General features: G+C 65.6%; 17 protein-coding genes and 1 pseudogene. 7 read left to right on the forward strand and 11 right to left on the reverse strand.

Annotated features, from left to right (window positions below; all coding sequences use genetic code 11):
* Nucleotides 1-2: 2 nt before the first annotated feature.
* The gene (kdgD, locus tag ACN9M1_RS19890; protein ID WP_426400275.1) at nucleotides 3-941 is read right to left on the reverse strand and encodes a 5-dehydro-4-deoxyglucarate dehydratase; all 939 of its coding nucleotides are present in this window, start codon (nucleotides 939-941) and stop codon (nucleotides 3-5) included.
* Nucleotides 942-1,242: 301 nt separating this feature from the next.
* Here kdgD and ACN9M1_RS19895 point away from each other — a divergent pair, with 301 nt between their 5' ends.
* Together ACN9M1_RS19895 and ACN9M1_RS19900 are read left to right on the forward strand one after the other, a co-directional pair.
* Entirely contained in the window at nucleotides 1,243-2,142 is a 900-nt protein-coding gene (locus ACN9M1_RS19895; protein WP_426400276.1) for a LysR substrate-binding domain-containing protein, read from the forward strand.
* Nucleotides 2,143-2,196: 54 nt separating this feature from the next.
* Nucleotides 2,197-2,559, forward strand: coding sequence for a hypothetical protein (locus tag ACN9M1_RS19900; RefSeq protein WP_426400277.1), 363 nt, complete (start codon nucleotides 2,197-2,199; stop codon nucleotides 2,557-2,559).
* Here ACN9M1_RS19900 and ACN9M1_RS19905 read toward each other — a convergent pair.
* Both ACN9M1_RS19905 and ACN9M1_RS19910 read right to left on the reverse strand, forming a co-directional pair.
* Nucleotides 2,556-3,506 carry an ABC transporter substrate-binding protein gene (locus ACN9M1_RS19905; protein ID WP_426400278.1) on the reverse strand — a complete coding sequence of 317 codons (951 nt, stop codon included), beginning with the start codon at nucleotides 3,504-3,506 and terminating at the stop codon, nucleotides 2,556-2,558. The genes ACN9M1_RS19900 and ACN9M1_RS19905 overlap by 4 nt on opposite strands.
* 13 nt (nucleotides 3,507-3,519) lie before the next feature.
* A complete protein-coding gene (locus tag ACN9M1_RS19910; protein WP_426400279.1) occupies nucleotides 3,520-4,695 on the reverse strand; it encodes a c-type cytochrome in 1,176 nt (391 codons plus the stop codon).
* A gap of 86 nt (nucleotides 4,696-4,781) precedes the next feature.
* On the opposite strand from ACN9M1_RS19910, the gene ACN9M1_RS19915 reads away from it, so the two are divergent.
* A complete protein-coding gene (locus tag ACN9M1_RS19915) occupies nucleotides 4,782-4,907 on the forward strand; it encodes a hypothetical protein (protein ID WP_426400691.1) in 126 nt (41 codons plus the stop codon).
* A gap of 132 nt (nucleotides 4,908-5,039) precedes the next feature.
* Here the strand turns inward: ACN9M1_RS19915 and ACN9M1_RS19920 are convergent.
* The 5 genes and pseudogenes from ACN9M1_RS19920 to ACN9M1_RS19940 form a co-directional block, all read right to left on the reverse strand.
* A pseudogene (locus ACN9M1_RS19920) lies at nucleotides 5,040-5,519 on the reverse strand (ABC transporter ATP-binding protein); the annotation flags it as partial.
* Nucleotides 5,513-6,550, reverse strand: coding sequence for an ABC transporter permease (locus tag ACN9M1_RS19925; protein WP_426400280.1), 1,038 nt, complete (start codon nucleotides 6,548-6,550; stop codon nucleotides 5,513-5,515). The pseudogene ACN9M1_RS19920 and the gene ACN9M1_RS19925, both read right to left, overlap by 7 nt.
* 46 nt (nucleotides 6,551-6,596) lie before the next feature.
* On the reverse strand, nucleotides 6,597-7,604 hold the full coding sequence (locus tag ACN9M1_RS19930; RefSeq protein WP_426400281.1) for an ABC transporter substrate-binding protein: 1,008 nt from the start codon (nucleotides 7,602-7,604) through the stop codon (nucleotides 6,597-6,599).
* 38 nt (nucleotides 7,605-7,642) lie between these two features.
* Entirely contained in the window at nucleotides 7,643-8,482 is an 840-nt protein-coding gene (locus tag ACN9M1_RS19935; RefSeq protein WP_426400282.1) for a class II aldolase/adducin family protein, read from the reverse strand.
* A gap of 9 nt (nucleotides 8,483-8,491) precedes the next feature.
* Entirely contained in the window at nucleotides 8,492-9,583 is a 1,092-nt protein-coding gene (locus tag ACN9M1_RS19940; protein ID WP_426400283.1) for an LLM class flavin-dependent oxidoreductase, read from the reverse strand.
* Nucleotides 9,584-9,802: 219 nt separating this feature from the next.
* Between ACN9M1_RS19940 and ACN9M1_RS19945 the strand changes: the two genes are divergently transcribed.
* The 4 genes from ACN9M1_RS19945 (at nucleotide 9,803) to ACN9M1_RS19960 (ending at nucleotide 14,372) form a co-directional block, all read left to right on the forward strand.
* Entirely contained in the window at nucleotides 9,803-11,011 is a 1,209-nt protein-coding gene (locus tag ACN9M1_RS19945; RefSeq protein ID WP_426400692.1) for an acyl-CoA dehydrogenase family protein, read from the forward strand.
* 60 nt (nucleotides 11,012-11,071) lie between these two features.
* Nucleotides 11,072-11,707, forward strand: a complete 636-nt coding sequence (locus tag ACN9M1_RS19950) for a cysteine dioxygenase (RefSeq protein ID WP_426400284.1) — start codon at nucleotides 11,072-11,074, stop codon at nucleotides 11,705-11,707.
* Nucleotides 11,704-13,353 (forward strand): rhodanese-related sulfurtransferase, encoded by a 1,650-nt coding sequence (locus ACN9M1_RS19955; protein WP_426400285.1) that lies wholly within the window; start codon nucleotides 11,704-11,706, stop codon nucleotides 13,351-13,353. The genes ACN9M1_RS19950 and ACN9M1_RS19955 overlap by 4 nt, the downstream gene beginning before the upstream one ends.
* Before the next feature lie 143 nt (nucleotides 13,354-13,496).
* A complete protein-coding gene (locus ACN9M1_RS19960) occupies nucleotides 13,497-14,372 on the forward strand; it encodes an EamA family transporter (protein WP_426400286.1) in 876 nt (291 codons plus the stop codon).
* 4 nt (nucleotides 14,373-14,376) lie between these two features.
* On the opposite strand, the gene ACN9M1_RS19965 is transcribed toward ACN9M1_RS19960, so the two are convergent.
* Genes ACN9M1_RS19965 through ACN9M1_RS19975 form a run of 3 tightly spaced genes read right to left on the reverse strand, consistent with a single transcriptional unit; the run spans nucleotide 14,377 to nucleotide 18,898 of the window.
* Nucleotides 14,377-16,362, reverse strand: a complete 1,986-nt coding sequence (locus tag ACN9M1_RS19965; protein WP_426400287.1) for a putative bifunctional diguanylate cyclase/phosphodiesterase — start codon at nucleotides 16,360-16,362, stop codon at nucleotides 14,377-14,379.
* A complete protein-coding gene (locus ACN9M1_RS19970; RefSeq protein ID WP_426400288.1) occupies nucleotides 16,359-16,931 on the reverse strand; it encodes a YfiR family protein in 573 nt (190 codons plus the stop codon). Before ACN9M1_RS19970 ends, ACN9M1_RS19965 begins: the two co-directional genes overlap by 4 nt.
* A complete protein-coding gene (locus tag ACN9M1_RS19975; protein WP_426400289.1) occupies nucleotides 16,928-18,898 on the reverse strand; it encodes a TonB-dependent receptor plug domain-containing protein in 1,971 nt (656 codons plus the stop codon). Before ACN9M1_RS19975 ends, ACN9M1_RS19970 begins: the two co-directional genes overlap by 4 nt.
* Nucleotides 18,899-18,960: the final 62 nt, after the last annotated feature.

Below are 18,960 nucleotides of genomic sequence, written 5' to 3' on the forward strand. Positions count from 1 at the left end.
GCTCAGGCTGCCAGTTTTTCCACTTCAGCAATGCGCGACACCAGGGCCGACAGCTCAGCCAGTTCAGCGTCGGTCAGGTCGGTCAGCGGAGCACGCACGGGGCCAGCGCTGCGGCCAACGACTTTCATGCCGGCCTTGACGATGGACACCGCATAGCCACGCTTGCGATTGCGAAGGGCAATATACGGCAGCACGAAGTCGTTCAGCATTTTGTAGACCTTGGCGTTGTCGTATGCGCGCACAGCGGCGTAGAACTCCAGGGCGAACTTGGGCACGAAGTTGAAGATGGCCGACGAGTACGTCGTCACGCCCATCGTCAGGTACGGCAGCGCGAACGTCTCGGCGGTCGGCAGGCCGCCGATGTAGGTGAAGCGGTCACCCAGGCGGGCGTAGATGCGCGTCATCAGTTCCAGATCGCCCACGCCATCCTTGAACCCGACGAGGTTCGGGCAGCGGTCTGCCAGGCGCTCCAGGTGGTCAGCGTCCAGCACTTGGTTGGCGCGGTTGTAGATGATCACGCCCAGCTTGGTCGACTTGCAGACCTGCTCAACGTGCGCGGCTACGCCATCAGCGGAGGCTTCGGTCAGGTACGGCGGCAGCAGCAGGATGCCGTCGGCGCCGGCGGCTTCTGCGGCCTTGCAGTATTCAATCGATTCGGCGGTGCCGCGGCCAGCCGGGGCGATCACAGGAATCTTGCCGCCGGTTTCCGCCACGGCTGCGCGCACGACGCGGTCGGTCTCAGCCGCGGTCAGCGAGAAGAATTCACCCGTGCCGCCTGCAGCAAACAGGCCAGCGGCGTCGTGACTGAACAGCCAAGCCAGGTTCTTGCGGTAGGCCTCTTCGTCAAACGACAGATCAGACGCCTTGAAGTGCGTGATCGGGAACGACAGCAGGCCGGTGCCGATCTGGTGGGCGAATTCCTTGGGGGTATATCGGGACATGTCTCGCTCTACGAATGCGTGTTGTTGGTGAACGGATTCTTGCATCGCCATCGATTCAAGTCCAAGCCAACTACTAACTCGATTAATATAGAATTTGTATTGATACAGGGTATCCCCTAACCCGCGATGCCAATGCTGCGGCCGCACGTGGTGCATTCACCGCTCGTCCGGCCGCAGGACGACATTCCCCCTTCGTCCGTCGCATACAGCGCGAACAAAGGCGCGCGAATGGACCGCCTTGCACCGCTGATCTTTCCGCCTCAAGATAAGCGCCGACTCAATCCATACCGTTTTTGAATCGATGTTCGAGCTGAGCCAACTCCGTTGCTTTGTCGCCGTGGCCGAAGAACTGCACTTCGGGCGTGCGGCCGAACGCCTGCACATGACGCAGCCGCCGCTGTCACGCCAAGTGCGTTTGTTGGAGCATCAGGTCGGCACAGAACTGCTGGAGCGCAATAGCCGCTCGGTCAAGCTGACGGCGGCGGGGCGGAGTTTTCTGCCTGATGCCTCGCGCATCCTGCGGCTTGCAGACGAGGCTGCTGCCACGGCACGGCAGATCGCCACCGGTGCGGCGGGCGCGCTGGCGGTGGGCTTCACGGCATCGGTGGGGTACGGAAAGCTGCCATCACTGGTGAGTGCCGTGCGGGCCGCGTCGCCCGGCGTACGCTTGACGCTGAAGGAGATGGTGAGCGGCGCGCAACTCTCGGCGCTGGACGCACGTGAGATCGACGTGGGCTTGCTGCGCCCGCCGGTGGAGCACGGTGAGCTGGTGGCCGTGCCGTGCTCGCAGGAATCGATGGTGCTTGCGCTGCCCGAAGCGGCGGCGGACCAGTGGCCGCAGCGCCCTTCCCTGCGCGATTGCGAAGGCAAGCCGCTGTTGATGTATTCGCCGTACGAGGCGCGCTACTTCCACCAGATGGTGAGCGGCCTGCTTGAGCGCGCCGAGGTGCTGCCCGACATCGTCGAATACGTCAGCCAGATCCACTCGATGCTGGCGCTGGTGCGCGCGGGAATTGGCGTGGCGTTGATCCCGGCGGCAGCGTCGATGCTGCATTTCGAGGGCGTGGTCTACCGCCCGGTGCGCACCACGCCCGCCAAGCCGGTTGAGTTGTGGATGGCCTATCGCAAGGACAACGACAACCCGGTGTTCAACCTGCTGAAAGACACGCTGCGGCAATCGCTGACAGACGAGCGGCGCTGAACTCACGCGGCACCGCGCTTGCTGAGCCATGGCGATGCCACTCCGGAGATCGCCATGTCACCTCCCCGCATCAACGTTGGACGCGTCGCCTGGCCCCTGGCACTTGCAATCGGCTTGGTAATCGCGGCGCTACCCCGCCCTGCCCATGGCAAGCTGCCACCGCCCACGCCCGCTGAACAAGCCGCTGCAGCCCAGCAGGCCGAGACCGAGCGCACGCAAAAAGCCCAGGAGCAAGCCCAACTGACCGAGGTGCAAGACCGTCTGGCAGCACGCTTTGGCAAAGGCGGCAACAACGCTCCGGACACCGCAACCTCGCAGACCAATCTGCCCAAGAACGTTGCGGAAGCGCCAGGCTCCACCGGCCCGCACGGCGGCTCTCGACCGAGCGCAGAGTCGCACTCGGGCAACGCGCGCTAGGCCGTCAGCGGAAATCCCGTGTCAAAAGTGGAAGCAACCTCGAGCCGCTGCTTGAGCAGACCGACCTTCACGTAGAAATCAGCCGTGCGCTGCTGCTCGGCCACGATCTGCGCATCAATCGGCCGCCACACCGTTTGCCGACGCGCAAACTGCAGCCGCGCGGCCTCCGGGGCAATGCCGATGATGCGTGCCAGCGTGGCCGAATAGCTGTCGACGTGCTGGTACGACCACACCTGCGCACGCACCACGCGTTGCAGAAAATCCCGCAGCGCATCCCGCTTGGCAGCCAGCGCGGCATCGGTGGCGGCTAGGTAGCTCAGGCCCGACCACAGCCCGCGGCCGCTCACCAGTACACGTGCGTGCTTGGCGGTTTCGGCCATCGCCGTATAGGGCTCCCAGGTTGACCATGCATCAATCGACCCATTGACCAGCGCGAGCTTGGCGTCCGCCGGCGGCAGGAAGCGAAAGTTGGCGTCGTCCGGCCCAAGCCCTGCAGATTCCAACGCCTTGAGCGCAACGAAATGCCCGATCGAACCCCGGTTGGTGCCGATGGATTTGCCCTTCAGGTCTGCCGCCGTCTTCAACGGAGAATCGGGCCGCACCAGCACCGCCGTGCCATACGGGTCGGAACGATTGGCGCCGATCAGCTTGATGCGCGTGCCCGCCGCCAGCGCAAAGATGGCTGGCGCATCGCCAATCGGGCCGAGGTCCACCGCGCCAGCATTGAGCGCTTCGGCCAACGGCGCGGCAGCAGGAAACTCCGTCCACTGGATGTCGTAGGGCACGCCCTTGAGTGCATCTGCCGCTTCGAGCAGCGCACGCAGGCCGCCCTTCTGGTCACCGGCCTTGAGTACGATGCGTAACGGCGGCGATTGCGCGAAGGACAGCGCGGGCACGGTCGCCACGGCCAGACCGGATTGCAGGAAATGTCGTCGAGAAATCGGCATAGGAAATGTCGCGTCAATGAATGAAGCCGCCCTTCACGTAGCGCACCGGTTCGGCGTCCATGCGGGCGATCAGGGCATCGAGGCCGCCGGCTGTGATGGCGGTGGCCTGGCGCGCTGCGGAGGTACACAGAAAGTCGGCATCGGACCAAGCGGTGCCGGGTTCGCCGCGCGCACGCAGCCAGCCGTTGCGATCGGCCAGCAATTGCGTGCCGGCGAATGTCTGCGGCCGTTCGCCCGCGATGGTGGCGAACACGGCCCATGCGTCGGGGCTGGCGGCCACGCAGCGGGCCTGGAACGAACGCGTCGGCGGCGGTAGCGTGCCGTCCGGCGTGATGAGCAGGGTCTGGAAGCGCGGGTCTTCCAATGGAATGCGGCTTGCAGATGCGGCATCGCCCTCGACGGCAACCACGCGCACGCGTTGCCCATTGCGCCAGGCAGCCAATGGCTTGGGCGACGCGTCACCGCAGCGGACGGACAGCGCGGGCACAGCGATTGGCACCGGCCAGCCGCCCGCACGTACGCCGCCATTCGCAGCCAGCACCTTCATGTAATCGAGTGCGCCCCAGATGTCGGTGTCGCTCAGGCCATTGCCAAACGCAGGCATGGTGGCCGCGCCGTGTTCGTCGCGCATGCCGTTGGCGATGTGCCAGAACAGCTCGCCATCGGCCCGGCGGCCGAGCAGCGGGCCGACTACGGTGGGTGGCCAGCGCGTGAGCGTGGCGGCCAACGGGCCCTCACCTCGGCCATCCGCGCCATGGCAGTTTGCGCAGGCGGTGTTGTAGATGCGCCCGCCCTGCGTGATGGACGCCAGCGAAAACGCCGTCGGGCTTGTATGGAAGCTCGTCGGCACGGCGGGTGACAGCACCACCGCCGACGGCCACGGCGCCACCACCAACAAGCCAGCCGCCACACCGAACAACACCGGCCGCCAGCGGCGCACCACCGTCGCGAGTAGTAATGCGAGCAGCGCCAATGCCATCGCAATCAGCGTCAGCCCGAGTTGGCGTGCTTGGCCGAGATCAATGCGCAGCGTCTCTGCGGCGATGCGCACATCCCACGGCCAGGCGGCTTGCCCATGCACGTCGCCAGTGAGGCCGAGCGCGTGCCAGAGTGTCAGCACGCCGTGCTGCCCCCACTGCAGAACGCTGAGCAACGCGTTGAGCCAGACCGTGGCGTCCGGCCCGCTCATGATGATCGGGACATCTACCAGGTCTCGCCCAGGCCGAGATGGCCGAGTGCCTCATGCCGGAGCGCGCTCAGGCGCGGGTCGCCACGATGACGCGGATACGGCAGATCCACCGTCAACTCCGCCGTGATGCGCGCCGGGCGCGGGCTGAAGATAATCACGCGCTGCGCCAGGAACAGCGCCTCTTCCACGTCATGCGTGACCAGCACGGTTGAGAAGCGCGCACGCTGCCAGAGCGTCACCAGCTCGCTCTGCATGGCCAGCCGCGTGAGCGAATCGAGCTTGCCCAGCGGCTCATCCAGCACCAGCAATTGCGGATCGTTGACCAGCGCACGCGCCAGCGCCACACGCTGCGCCATGCCGCCCGACAACTCATGCGGAAACGCGCGATGAAAGCCGCCCAGGCCAACGCGTTCCAGCGCATCGTCCACGCGGTCGCGCTCGGCCTTGAGCACGCCGCGCGCCTGCAGACCGAGGGCGACGTTGTCCCACACGCGCCGCCATGGGTAGAGCGTCGGGTCTTGAAACACCACAATGCGCGACGGGTCGGGCTGGGTGATGGGCGTGTCGTCCTGCAGGATGCGGCCGCGCGTGGGGGCTTCCAATCCTGCAATCAGCCGCAACAGCGTGGATTTTCCGCAGCCACTTGGGCCCAGCAGCGCGACGAATTCGCCGGGCTGCACGGTTAGGTCAACGTTGTCGAGCACCTGCAGCGGGTTGGCGCGACCGCCGAACCAGTGGCTCACACCCTGCACGTCGATGCGCGCGCCGGAAGTGGCGCGGGGCGAGGTCTGAGCAGGTGCCTCGCGTTCGAGCACGGCTACCATTTCAGCGTCCCCTTCTGCCAGACCAGCGCGCGGTCACGCACCTTGAACAGCAGCGTGATGATGCTGGAGAACAGCACCGCCATCACGATCAGCGCGGCATACATGTTCACGTACGAGGCCCAGCCCTGCGCCCACGTCAGGTACCAGCCGAGGCCCGACTTCACGCCCATCATCTCGGCCACCACCAGCACCGTAAACGACGCGCCCAGCCCCATGAACAACCCGACGAACACCTGCGGCAACGCAGCCGGAATCGCCACGCGCAGCACCAGGAAGGCATTGGAGGCACCCAGCGTGCGCGCAACGTCGTAGTAGCTCTTGTTGACGCCGGCCACGCCGGACCACGTGAGCACTGCCACCGGAAACCCCGACGCCAGCGCGATCAGAAACACCGCGGCGGAATAGCTCGACGGAAAGAAGTAGAACGTGAGCGGCAACAGCGCCGTGGGCGGCAGCGGGCCAATCAACCGCAGCACGGGATGCACCCAGTAGCCCACCGCCCGCGACCAGCCGATCGACACGCCCACCAGAAAGCCCGTGAACGCGCCCAGGGCGTAGCCGAGCCCCAGCAGCTTGAGCGTGTTGACGACGCTGCTGCCCAGGCGCTGCCAATCCTCGGTGTACACGTCGATCAACGCCTGCGGCGGGGCAAAGAATGGCGTGGGCAAGATGCCAGACTTGGCTGTCAGGGCTTCCCACGCAGCCAGCGCAATGGGCACAGCAATCAGCCATGGCCCGAGGGGCAGGAGCGTTTCCAGCACAGCCCGCAGCGGTGCCACGTACGCACCGGCCAACGCCAGCACGAGCAGCGCAACGCCCACCAGTAACGTGGCGATACCGAGTTCTGCGGTGAAGGCCCAGTCGCTGAAGCCGATCACATGGTTGGGCCAGCGCCACGTCAGCAACCCGAAGGCGGCCCATGCCAGCGCAGCCACCGTGCCGGTGCGCCACACGCGTGCGTTGGCAATCGCCTCGCCAAAGGGGTTAGACAGTGCGGCCGACGCCTCCAGCGTTTGAGGGGCGGTAGTCATGTCGATGCTCTCCTCATGTTGCTCGTGTTGTTCATGCGGCGCTGCCCTACGCCAGCACGTTGACGTACACGTGCTGCGCCAGGCGCTGCGGGTCGGTGGTCTTTTTGATGACGCCGATGCGGCGGAAGTCCTCCGCGTAGAAGGCGATCTCGTCGCGCAAGTCAACGCCCGTGGGGTGATGCGTGTAAGTGAGTGTGGCGTACAGCTTGCGCAAATCTTCCAGCGGCACCTTGGGCGAGTACTTGGCGAAGACCTTGGCCGCTTCGTTCGGGTTTTCGTTGGCGAAGTCGGTGGCTTGCACGATGGAGCGGGCCAGAGCAGATGCGGTCGGCCGGTCATTGCGCACCAGCTCGCCGCGCGCGCCGATCACGCAGCAGACCTTGCGCGCGTATTCGCCGGTCAGATTGGTGGCCAGCTCCACGTACGCACCCTGGGTGCGTTTTTCCAGCAGGTAGAGGTTCGGGTCACCATCAGCAATGGCCTGGATCTCGCCCTTGTCCACCGCGACGCCCAGCAGGTCGGCCGGGTACTGGCGCCAGGTGACATCCTTGTCCGGGTCGATGCCGTTCTTGGCCAGCAGGATGGTGAAGAAATGCTTGCCCGGCGCTGCAAGATCGCTCACGCCCACGGTCTTGCCCTTGAGCGCCTGCAGGCTGGTCACGCCCGCCGCTTTGGCGCCCACCAGCCGTACGCAACCGCCATGCGAGCTGCCGATGATCTTCACGTCAAAGCCCGCCTCCAGCGGCTTGAGCCAGCGGTGGATCATTCCCACCGCCGCATCGGCCTTGCCGGTGGCGATGGATTCCAGCAACTGATCAGTCGAGCCGCTGTAGTTGATCAGGTCAACCTGCAGGCCGTTCTTCTCGAAAAAGCCGCGCTCCTGCGCCACCACAATCGGTGTCAGGCAGAACGCATTCTGGTTCCACGCGAACGTCAGCTTGCGCGGCTGCGAGTACGCCTTGCGACCGAGGATCAAGGCTGGTGCGGCCAGCGCCGTGGCGGCAGCCGCATGCAGGACCTGGCGGCGTGAAATGCCCGCTTTTTCTTCGCTCATTGAATGCTCCCCGTGATGTTGTGTTCGATGTGTTCTGCTTAGTCCAGCAAGTCTGGCTCGGCAGCAACGAGGCCTGCGTAGAGGCTCTCAAAGGCGTGCAGCGCGCCCTCCTGCCCGCCGACCTGGCCATGGGTGTGCCGCGCCGTGTCGGCGTCAATGGGCTGCGGTGTGCCAGCGGCTTCGGCCAGCAATTGCGTGTGCGCAGCGTTGTCCAGCGCGATATACCACCACGCTGCAGCTTCCACGGTCGGCCCGGCGGCGAGGATGCCGTGGTTCTTCAGGATCACGCCCTTGTGCGTGCCGCCGTCTGGCTTGGTGAGTGCGTGTGCAATACGGTCGCCCTCGCTGGCGTCGACCACCATGCCGGTGAAGTCGTCGAACAGCGCGTGGTCTTCGTAGAACGAGCACGCATCCTGCGTGAGCGGATCCAGCGGCCGGCCCAGCGTGGACCACGCTTTGCCGTACGTCGAATGCGTATGCGCTGCCGCCACGACGTGCGGATGCGCTTCGTGAATCGCCGCATGGATTGCAAACGCCGCCTTGTTGAGCGGCCGATTGCCGATCACCGTCTCGCCACGCGCATTGACGAGCAGCAGGTCCGACACCTTGATGCGTGAAAAATGCACGCCAAGCGGGTTGACCCAAAAGTGGTCCGTCAACTCCGGATCGCGTGCGGTGATATGGCCTGCCAGCCCCAGGTCAAAGCCATGCCGCGCGAAGATGCGAAAGGCGCCGGCCAGCCGCTCTTGCCGATGGCGCCGCTCCGCCTCGATCGTGGGCCGCGCAGCGGGCGGATCAAACCAGAACTTCTGCTGCGGCGTCGGGTTCAGTTTGAGCGTGCCCGATACAGGGCGCTCGATGGAAAGCACTGCGCTCATGCCTATGCCTCACGCAGCTTTGCGTTGCGCGTCACGCTGCGCAACCAACTCGCGCACACGCGGGATGAGCGTGCGGCCGTAGTCCACCACATCCTCCAGCGGATCAAAGCCGCGGATCAAGAAGGTGGTGACGCCCAGGTCGTAGTAATCGAGCAGGGCATCGGCCACCTGGTCGGGCGTGCCGACCAGGGCGGTGGAGTTGGAGCGGCCGCCGGTTTCCTTGGCGATGGCCGTCCACAAACGCTTGTCGACGCGCTCGCCCTGCTCTGCGGCAGCCAATAGCCGACGCGCGCCTTCGCTCTGCTGCGGGCCACCTCGGCTATAGCCCTGCTGTACGCGCAGCGCGCGGGTTCGCTCAAGAATGCTATCTGCGCGCGCCCACGCAGCCTCTTCCGTCTCTGCAAGGATGGGCCGGAACGACACCGAGAAGCGGATGCTGCGCCCATGCTTGGCGGCTTCGGCACGCACGCGCGTGGTCAAGTCGCGCACCTGATCGAGCGATTCGCCCCACAGCGCATACACATCGGCATGCTTGCCTGCCACCTCGATGGCCACATCGGATGCGCCACCAAAGTAGATCGGCACATGCGGCTTCTGCGCGGGTTTCACTTCCGAGAAGCCTTGCTCGAAGCGATAGAACGCGCCTTCATGGTCGAACGGTTTCGGCTCCGTCCAGATGCGACGCAGGATGCTGAGGTACTCATCGGTGCGCGCGTAGCGTTGGTCATGGTCGAGATAATCACCATCGCGACGCTGCTCGCTGTCAGAGCCGCCCGAGATGAAGTGCACACCTAGACGCCCGCCGGTGAACTGATCCAGCGTGGCGATCTGGCGCGCGGCCAGCGTCGGGTTGGTAAAGCCCGGCCGATGCGCCAGCATGAAGTGGATGCGTTCCGTCAGCGCCGCTGCGTACGAAATCGTGAGCGTGGCAGATGGCCCCGTCGAATGGTGCGGAACAAGGATGCGATCAAAGCCGGCCTGCTCGTGCGCCTGCGCAAAGGCACGCACATAGTCGCGGTCGATTACCGGCCCATTGGGATCGGGCGGATGGATTTCCGACTGTTTCTGGCTCTGGATCATGCCGATGAAATCGACGCTCATAGCACTCGCTCCGCATAACGTTAGAAGGCCGGCGAGATTGGCAAATGCTGCGCTGCACCTCGCCACGAATGCGATTGAAGTTACGTCACCGCCAGCCTTGCACTAACGAATAATTTCAACGCTGCATATTCGGCATAGGTCGTTCGCCGTGCGTGGCAAGGCAGATACGCTGTACGGCAATGTCACTTGCCTCGTGCATCCACTGTCATGTCCGCTGTGATGTCCTCTATGCCCTTGCATCGCTTGCCGACCCCGCCCGAACGGCTTGCGGAGGCGCTGGCTGAAATCACCCCGCAACTCGCAGCCTCCGCCGCTGCGCATGATCTGCATGGCACGTTCCCGCATGAGAACTTCGCGCTGCTGCACGCGTCCGGCCTGATCGCGCAAGTCATTCCGCAGGCCCATGGCGGTGGTGGTGCTGACTTGAAGACCGCACGGCAGATCATTTCCGCCATCGCCCATGCTGAGCCCGCCACCGCGCTCGTGCTGACGATGACGTACCTACAGCACCGCGCCATCGGCCGGGTTGACACGCGCTGGTCCCCGCACGTGCGCCAGCAAGTCTTTGCGACAGCGTTGAACGAAGGTGCGTTGATCAACGCGCTGCGCGTCGAGCCCGACCTCGGCACGCCAGCACGCGGCGGCCTGCCCGCCACGGTTGCCACGCGCGTAGGTAACACCTGGCGCATCCGTGGTCGCAAGCTCTACAGCACCGGCAGCCCTGCGCTGCGCTGGCTGTCGGTATGGGGGCGCACTGACGAAGCCGAACCGCGTGTCGGCATCTTCCTCGTGCCGCGCCCGTTGCCGGAGACGCCCGGCATCCGCATTGAAGAGACGTGGAACCACCTCGGCCTGCGCGCTTCCGGCAGCCACGATGTGGTGCTGGAAGACGTAGAGATTCCGCTGGACCACGCCGTCGACATTCGCCCGCCCGCAGACTGGGCTGCCCATGGCGCCACGCAGGCCGATACCGGCGTGCACCTCGATCAACAAGCGTGGATGAATGTGCTGCTCGGCAGCCTGTATGACGCCGTGGCCCAAGCCGCGCGCGACTGGCTCACGCAGTTCCTGAACACGCGTGCGCCGGCCAACCTCGGCGGTCCGCTGGCGACGCTGCCGCGCATGCAGGAAGCGGCCGGCGAGATTGCCGCCGCCCTGCGCACCAACCGCGTGCTGCTCGACCACGCAGCTGAAGTGGCTGATGCCGGCGCGCCGCTCTCCCTGGCCGACAGCGGCTTGCTCAAATACACCGTCACCACCAACGCCATCCGCGCGGTGGAGCTCGCCTTGCAGCTGTCGGGCAACCACGGCCTGTCGCGCCACAACCCGTTGGAACGGCATTACCGTGACGTGCTCTGCAGCCGCATCCACACGCCACAGAACGATTCCATCCTGCTGGCCGCTGGCCGTACCGCGCTTGGGGTTTAGCTAGACGCCCCTGCACAACCGTCGCATCATGAAGCCGCACCCCACCCCAGGAACCCGTCGATGAGCACGCCAGCCCTCGCCACTGCACCCGTGCAAACGCAGTCCATTGCGCCGCTGCGTGATTTCGTGATCGCGCTATCGCGCCTGCTGGATCAGCAGCCGACGGAAGCCGAGATCCTCTCGCGCGCCGGTGCCCTGCTCGGCGCACTGGTCGCGCGTGATGACTGGCTGCCCACCGAGTACGCCCAGCCGCACCCCGAGCACTTCCAGCAATACCTGCTGCATGCCGACTCTGGCGAGCGTTTCTCCATCGTCAGCTTCGTCTGGGGCCCAGGACAACACACCCCCATCCACGACCACACCACCTGGGGCTTGATCGGCATGCTGCGCGGCGCAGAGTACTCGCAGCCGTATAAGCTCGATGCACAGGGCCGCGCCGTGCACGACGGTGCAGCCGTCCGCCTGGAGCCCGGCAATGTGGAACGCGTCTCCCCACGCGTGGGTGACATCCACCGCGTGCACAACGCGTTTGACGATCGCACCTCGATCAGCATCCACGTGTACGGCGGCAACATCGGCGGCATTCACCGCTCGGTCTATACGGAAGACGGCGAGCGCAAGCCGTTTGTCTCCGGCTATTCGAATACCCATCTGCCCAATCTCTGGGACCGCTCCAAGGACACGCCCGCATCATGAGCACCGCAACCGACACACTCGAAGCCACGCAATCGCCAGTGGCCGCGCCGCTGGCCGAAACGCACGTGCCCACGCTGTCGTATGCCGACGTGCGCGCCGCGCTGCTCGCACGCAAGGAGATCGCGCTGGTCGACGTGCGTGAAGAAGACCCGTACGCACAATCGCATCCGCTGTGGGCGGCGAACTTGCCGCTCTCGCGGCTGGAATTGGAAGCGTGGTCGCGCATTCCACGCCGCGATACGTTGATCGTGCTGTACGGCGTGCACGATGGCGTGGACCTCGCCCCGCGCGCAGCCGCCAAGCTGGCGGAACTCGGTTACACGCGCGTGTACCTGCTCGAAGGCGGCCTCGATGGCTGGCGCGCAGCGGGTGGCGAGGTGTTCCAAGACGTGAACGTGCCCAGCAAAGCCTTCGGCGAATACGTCGAGGCGCAGCGCCACACGCCATCGTTTAGCGCGCAAGAAGTCAAGGCGCTGCTGGATGCCAAGCGCGACGTGGTCATCGTCGATGCCCGGCGGTATGACGAGTTCCAGACCATGAGCATCCCCACCGCGACGAGCGTGCCGGGGGCCGAGCTGGTGTTGCGCATCCGAGAGCTGGCGCCGGACCCGAGCACGCAGGTCATCGTCAATTGCGCGGGCCGTACGCGCAGCATCATCGGCACGCAATCGCTGGTGAATGCCGGTATACCCAACCCGGTGGCGGCGCTGCGCAACGGCACCATCGGCTGGCTGCTGGCCGATCAGACGCTGGACCACGGCGCCAGCCGCCAGCATCCGCACACGGTCTCTGCCGACACGCGCGCCAAGGCCCAGGCCGATGCGCGCGCCGTCGCCGAGCGCGCCAACGTGCCGCGCATTGCGCTGGCGGACGTCGCCAAGCTGCAGGTGCCGGACCGCACGCTCTACAAGCTCGACGTGCGCACACCGGAGGAATACGCCGCCGGCCACTTGCCCGGCTTTGCCAGCGCACCGGGCGGCCAGCTTGTGCAAGAGACGGATCACACAGCCGCTGTGCGTGGTGCCCGCATCGTATTGGCCGATGACGACGGCGTGCGCGCCGACATGACGGCCTCATGGCTCGCTCAGATGGGTTGGGAGGTCTACGTGGTCGACCCCGTCGACGCCAGCGAGCGCAGCGTCACTGGCGCGTGGCAAGCACCCGCCGCAGCGTCCCCCGCCGTTCGCACGGTGGATGCGCGTGCGCTGGCCGGCTGGCTGGAAACGGGTGACACCGCCGTCATCGACGTTACGCGCAGCGCCAATTACGTGGCGCGACACGTTCCCGGCGCGTGGTTTGCTGTGCGCTCCGACTTGCCTGCCGCGATCAAACGCATCCCGCCTGCGCGCCGCTACGTGCTCACCTGCGGCAGCAGCCAGCTTGCCCGTTTTGCGGCGAGCGACTTGGCCAAGCTGACGCAGGCCGAGGTGTGGGTGCTCGACGGCGGCAACGCCGCGTGGGTGGCCGCCGGCCTGCCGGTTGAGACCGGTGAAACGCACCTAGCCTCGGAGCGCATCGACCGCTACCGCCGCCCCTATGAGGGCACCACCGCGCCGCGCGCTGCCATGCAGGCGTATCTCGACTGGGAATTCGGCTTGGTGGAGCAGCTCGGGCGCGACGGCACGCACGGCTTCCGCGTGATCTGATTCTGCCGGACGGCCGTGGCGCTATCCGGCCCACTTCCGGCTCACTTGCTTGCTAACGCCCCTCACAACGAGCGATAACAAAACTCGTTTTGCGCATAAGGCCGCGTTGAGTAGCATCGGGACTTCCTCGCCGAGGTCCCGCCATGTCCCCCTTTATCGCCCTGTGTCTGCTCATCACCTACGTGGTGTGGGGCACGACGTATCTCGCCATTCGCTTTGCGCTGACCGATCTGCCGCCCTTTCTGATGATGGGCTCGCGCTTTCTGGCAGCTGCCCTGCTGCTGGCGCCGGTCGTCATCCTGCGCAAGGGCGAACGCCCAACGTGGCGGCAGGTCCGCAACTGCGCGCTGATCGGCGGGTTCATGCTGGTGGGCGGCATGGGCATGACGGCGGTGGCCGAGCAAACAATCTCCTCCGGCGCCACCACGGTGATGATCGCCTCGATGCCGGTGTTCGCCACGCTGTGGACGCTGCTGGCGGGCGGCCGCCTGCGCGGGTATGAAGTCGGCGCCATTGTGCTGGGGAGCCTTGGCGTTGCGGTGTTGATCCACGGCGCGGAGTTTCAGGCCAGCACCGTCGGCGTGCTGGCGTTGACCACCGCCATTGCTTCGTGGTCGTTCGGCTCGCAGCTCTCCAAGCGTATCGACATGCCGCGCGGCATGACCGCCTTCGTGCTGGAAATGGCGTTTGGCGGCGTGGCCCTCATGCTGCTCAGCCTGATCGTCGGCGAAGCCTGGCCGACGCACCTCGGCCTGCAATCCGCGCTCGCGTGGGGTTACCTGGTGGTGTTTGGCTCGGCGATTGCCTTTACCGCCTACATGGCGCTGGTGGAACGCGTGTCCACCGTCATGGCGACTAGCTATGTGTACGTCAATCCGCCCATCGCCCTGTTGATGGGCGCATGGCTGGCCGACGAAGTGGTGGCACCGCAAACGGTGGGCGCTACCGGGATCATCCTGGCAGCCGTGGTTGTGCTCACACTGGGGGCAACGCGCGCCGCGCGGCGGGCGAGCGCCTAAACCGTCATCCCGCCAGCGACGCAGCGTTGTCACCCGCATCAGCCGCCGCGTCGCTGTCGCCTCCGCCCAGCCGCCTTACCCAGGCCATCAGCGGCTCGGCCTGCAACGGCCGTGCAAAGAGGTAGCCCTGCCCCAGGTCGCAGCCTGCCTTGCGCAGCAGCGCCAGTTGTTCGGTGTCTTCCACACCTTCCGCCACCACCTCCATGTTCAGGCTGTGGGCCATGGCGATGACCGCGCCGGCAATGGCCTCGCCGTCGCCGGGCATGCGCTGTACAAAGCTGCGGTCGATCTTGAGTTTCTGGATCGGGAAGCGCTGCAGATACGCCAGCGACGAATAGCCGGTACCGAAGTCGTCGATCGACAGGCTGATGCCCGCCGCGTGCAGCGACTCGAGCAGCGCGATGTTGGCTTCGAGGTCTTCCATCAGCACGCTTTCGGTAATTTCGAGCTCCAGCAGGTGCGGCGGCAGGCCGGTCTCGTCCAGCACGTCCAGCACGCTCTTGACCAGCCCCGGATCGCGTGCCTGCCGCCCAGACAGGTTGACGGACACGCGCAACGGGGTTTCGCTCTCACGCATCCAGCGGGCAGCTTGCTGGCAGGCGGTCCGTAGCACCCATAGCCCCAGCGGCACGATCAAGCCGGTTTCTTCCGCAACGGCAATAAATTCCCCCGGGCCGATCAGGCCGATCTCCGGATGGCGCCAGCGCACCAGCGCTTCTACGCCGTGCAGATGCGACGCGGACAACGCGGCGCCGTCCGCTTCCAACGCCTGCAGGCGCACCTGGGGCTGATAGGTCAGCAGCAACTCATCCCGATCAAGCGCGCGGCGCAGGTCGGCCTCCACACGCAGGCGGCGGCGCGCTTGCTGGTCCATCTCCGACGTAAAGCTGGCGCACGCGTTCTTGCCGTTGTTCTTGGCGTGGTACATCGCCGTATCGGCATTGCGCGTGAGGGCCTGCACGTCGCGCGCATCGTGCGGATACAGGCTCAATCCCACACTGGCGGTGACGTAGATCTGATGCAGATCCAGCGCAAACGGCGCAGCCAGTGCCGCCAGAATCCGCTTGGCGAGGCCATCGGCAAGGCCTGCTGCCTCATCTTCGGCAATCTGCGCGCGCCCCGACAACTCGGTGATGATCGCAAACTCGTCTCCGCCGATTCGGCACAGCACGGCACGCAGGTTGGCTTGCTCGATCACGTCGTTCAGGCGCCGCGCCACCTGGCGTAGCAGGCGATCCCCATTGTTGTGGCCCAGCGTGTCGTTGACGACCTTGAAGTTGTCCAAGTCCAGCAGCAACAGGCCGACTGCACCGGCGTGTCCGGCACGCTTGAGCGACATGTGCAGGCGCTCGTTGAACGCGTGGCGATTCGGCAGTTCCGTTACGGAATCGATGTGGGCGAGGTAGTCGAGATGGGCCTCCGCCTGCAGCACCGCGCGGCGCATGCGAGCGATGACCAGATACGCGAGCCCCATGGCGCCAATGCCCACCGACACCGTCAGCACGGCATAGCCGAGCAGCTGCATGTAGAGTTCGCGCAGGCTCGAGCGGACGACCACGTAGCCGATCACGCGGCGTTCGGATTCCACCGGTTCCACGGCTTCAAGCGTGGTCAGTGTCGAGGTGTGTTCCTCGCGCAGCATCATGGCATCCGGGGCTTGCACCGGGGCCGTGTCGCCATGCTGGTAGAGCGCCAGCGGTTTGCGCAGCGCCGTAAACACGCCGGCCGCGCGCAGCGAGGGCGATGCTTCCAGCGCGGCCAGCGTTTCTTCGGCCGCGCGCCGATCATTGAAGAGCAGCGCGGCCACGCTGTTGGCCCCGATGATGCGCGCCTGCACGTGCACGTCGCGCACCAAGGCGGCATGCAGCGCAATGAACTGAAACACGATGAGCAGGAAGCCGGCAATCGTGAGCGCGGCGCCGGCACCGGCCATGTTGGCCCGCACCACAGAATGGCCCAGTTGGGGCCGATGCATGAGCGGCGGCGTCATTGCACGCTCCTTGCCAGGCGCATTAGCTGCGAGCTGAGCTGCAGGCGGGCTTGCCGCGCAGCTGCAGCATCAATGTCAAACACCACGCGGTTGTCTTGCAGCGCCAGGGCAATCATGCTCGTCGGGCCGTGCGCGGCCTTCGGGGTGGCGGATACCGTCAGGATAGGTGCGGCCGGATCAACGCGCATGTTGCCGGAGCCGTGCCCGTCCGACACCAGCACGTGGCAGCCCGCCACGCCGCTGTCGTTGATCTTTCGGATTTCGAGCCGATGTCCGCGCACGGGTTTTCCTGTCAGTTTCTCCAAGGCTGCCTGCAGCGCGGGCTCGGCAGCCACACACAGCACCATGGGTGCATCGGCGCCGATCGCGTCGGCGGGCCATGTGGTGAACAGCGCAAAGTTGTAGACGAAAGCCGCTTCGACCTGCACCTCGCTGGCCTGCATCTGGGCAAACGTCACGCTTGCGCACAATACGCCCGCCACGACGGCGCCCAGCACCGCACACAGCCGGCGCGGGCGCAGCCGTCGGGCGCGTAGGGTGCATCGGGCAAGGACGTCAAGCGCGCTCATCGGAACGTATAGGTGAACTTCAGGCGGAAGCTGCGGCCATCTTGCTCGATGGCAGTCGGCACCAGTTCCGGCCCCGCTGGCGAAGCGTAGCGACGATCAAACAGGTTGTAAAAGCTGAGCGCCATGTCCAGGTTGGGCGCCAAGCGTGTTGCGAGCAAAGTCAGGTTGGCGATCCAGTAGCCGCCCACCGCGCCCGATGTGGTCAACCGGTTGCTGATGTATTGCGCTTCCACACCCGCACGCACGCTGTCGCGCCACAGCGGGGTGGTTGCATTGAGCTTGAGCATGTGCCGTGGCGAATTGCTCAGCGCCTGGTCAGTGTCGATGTCTTCGGAGTGCTGGAAGCTGTAGCTCGTGCGCAGGCGCGTGCCGCCGGGCCAGCGCTGTTCATAGCCCAACTCTACGCCGCGCGTGCGCACGCGTGCCAGGTTGCTGAAAAACAGCAGCGCTGTATTCGGGTCTGTGCTCTGGCTGATGAGATTGGTCACGTTGCTCTGGAAGAGCGACAGCGTGGCCTTGCCGCCCGCACTCACCTGCTGTTCCAGCACGGCTTCGTACGTGCGGATGCGCTCGGCGGAGAGCTTCTTGTCGAGTTGCTGGCCGCCGGGTGCGCTGGTCTGGTAGTACAGCTCGTAATCGTTGGGCGCGCGATACGCCATGCCGTAGATCGCCTTGAGCGTGGTCGTGGGGGCGGCATGCCACACCAGGCCCACGCGCGGGCTCAGGATGCCCGGCGTAAAACTGGTGTGGTCATAGCGCAGGCCGGTGTCCAGCGCCCAATCCTGATGCAGCATGAATTGATCCTGCACATAGATACCGACACGGTTGTTGCTGCGGTGATCATCCAGATAGCTCACATAGGGTGCAACGTCGAAATTCCGCATTGAATCTCGGTAGTCGCGCTGCAGCTCCGTGCCCACCACGATGGTGTGGCGGTCAATGGCGCGCGTGACGAGCTTCACTTCCGTGCCATACCAGGCGGAATCAAAGTTGTCCCGGTTTTCCGTAACCGGCGGATAGTCGTAGATATACCGCCCCACCCCGGTATAGCGGCCCCAGAACAGGCGCGCCGTCACGTCGGTCGACTCGCTCAATGCGTGCTGCCATACCCCATTCACGAACTGGCGTGTGTCAATGGTGCGGGAGCGCGGGTCCCCAAAGAGCTGAGAGTACGACGCCGTCGGCACCCCTTTTGTGCGATCGGCATAGCCGAACATCAGGGAGAACTCGCCAAAGCTGCCCTTGGCGAACATGCGTTTGGCGCGGTCGAAATCCATGCCGCGCGCGACGCCATCGCTCACGCCGGGCTGGTTGAACTCGGGCAACGACACATCGCGCCCCGGCGCATCCATCACGCTGGCCGAAAGCAGCCATTCGGCGCCATTCTCGGCCCGGTTGCCCCAGGTCACCCGCCCATCGCGCGCGCTGGCGCTGCCAGTGGAGCCGCTCACCTGCGCGCCGCCGATGTCGCGCCCGCGCTTGGTGATGATGTTGATTACGCCGAACAGCGCATTGGAGCCATACACGGCAGAGCCCGCGCCCGGGATGTATTCCACGCGGTCGATCAGGTCGACGTTGATCTGCGCTTCCGTGCCGACGGACGCCTGGTCAAAGACCGAATCGTTGGTGCGGTAGCCGTCGATCAGCAACAGCAGGCGGGTGTCGTAGTCGCCCGGGCGCAGATAGCCGCGTGCGCCGAGCGTCGTGTAGTTGCGGTCGTAGCTGGTATAGAGGCCAGGCAGGCTGCCAAGAATGTCGGCCAGCGTGCGCCAGCCGTAGGCCTTGATGTCTTCCGCGGTGATGACGTGGACGTTGGCGGGGGCTTCGCTGGCGGCCTGGGCGTACTTCGACGCCGCCGTGACCACCTGCACCTGCATGAGCTGCTCGATGGGAAGTTGGGTCAGATCGGCCAGATCGGTTTCCGCGCGGGCGGTGGCGCAGGCCAGCAGACCTGCCAGCGCAAACATTTGCGTTGCGCACTTTCGCGCCAAAACGCGGCGCGACCGGCATGGCCACACACGGGTGGCGG

This window comes from Ralstonia sp. R-29 (assembly GCF_049913345.1).
GTDB lineage: Bacteria > Pseudomonadota > Gammaproteobacteria > Burkholderiales > Burkholderiaceae > Ralstonia.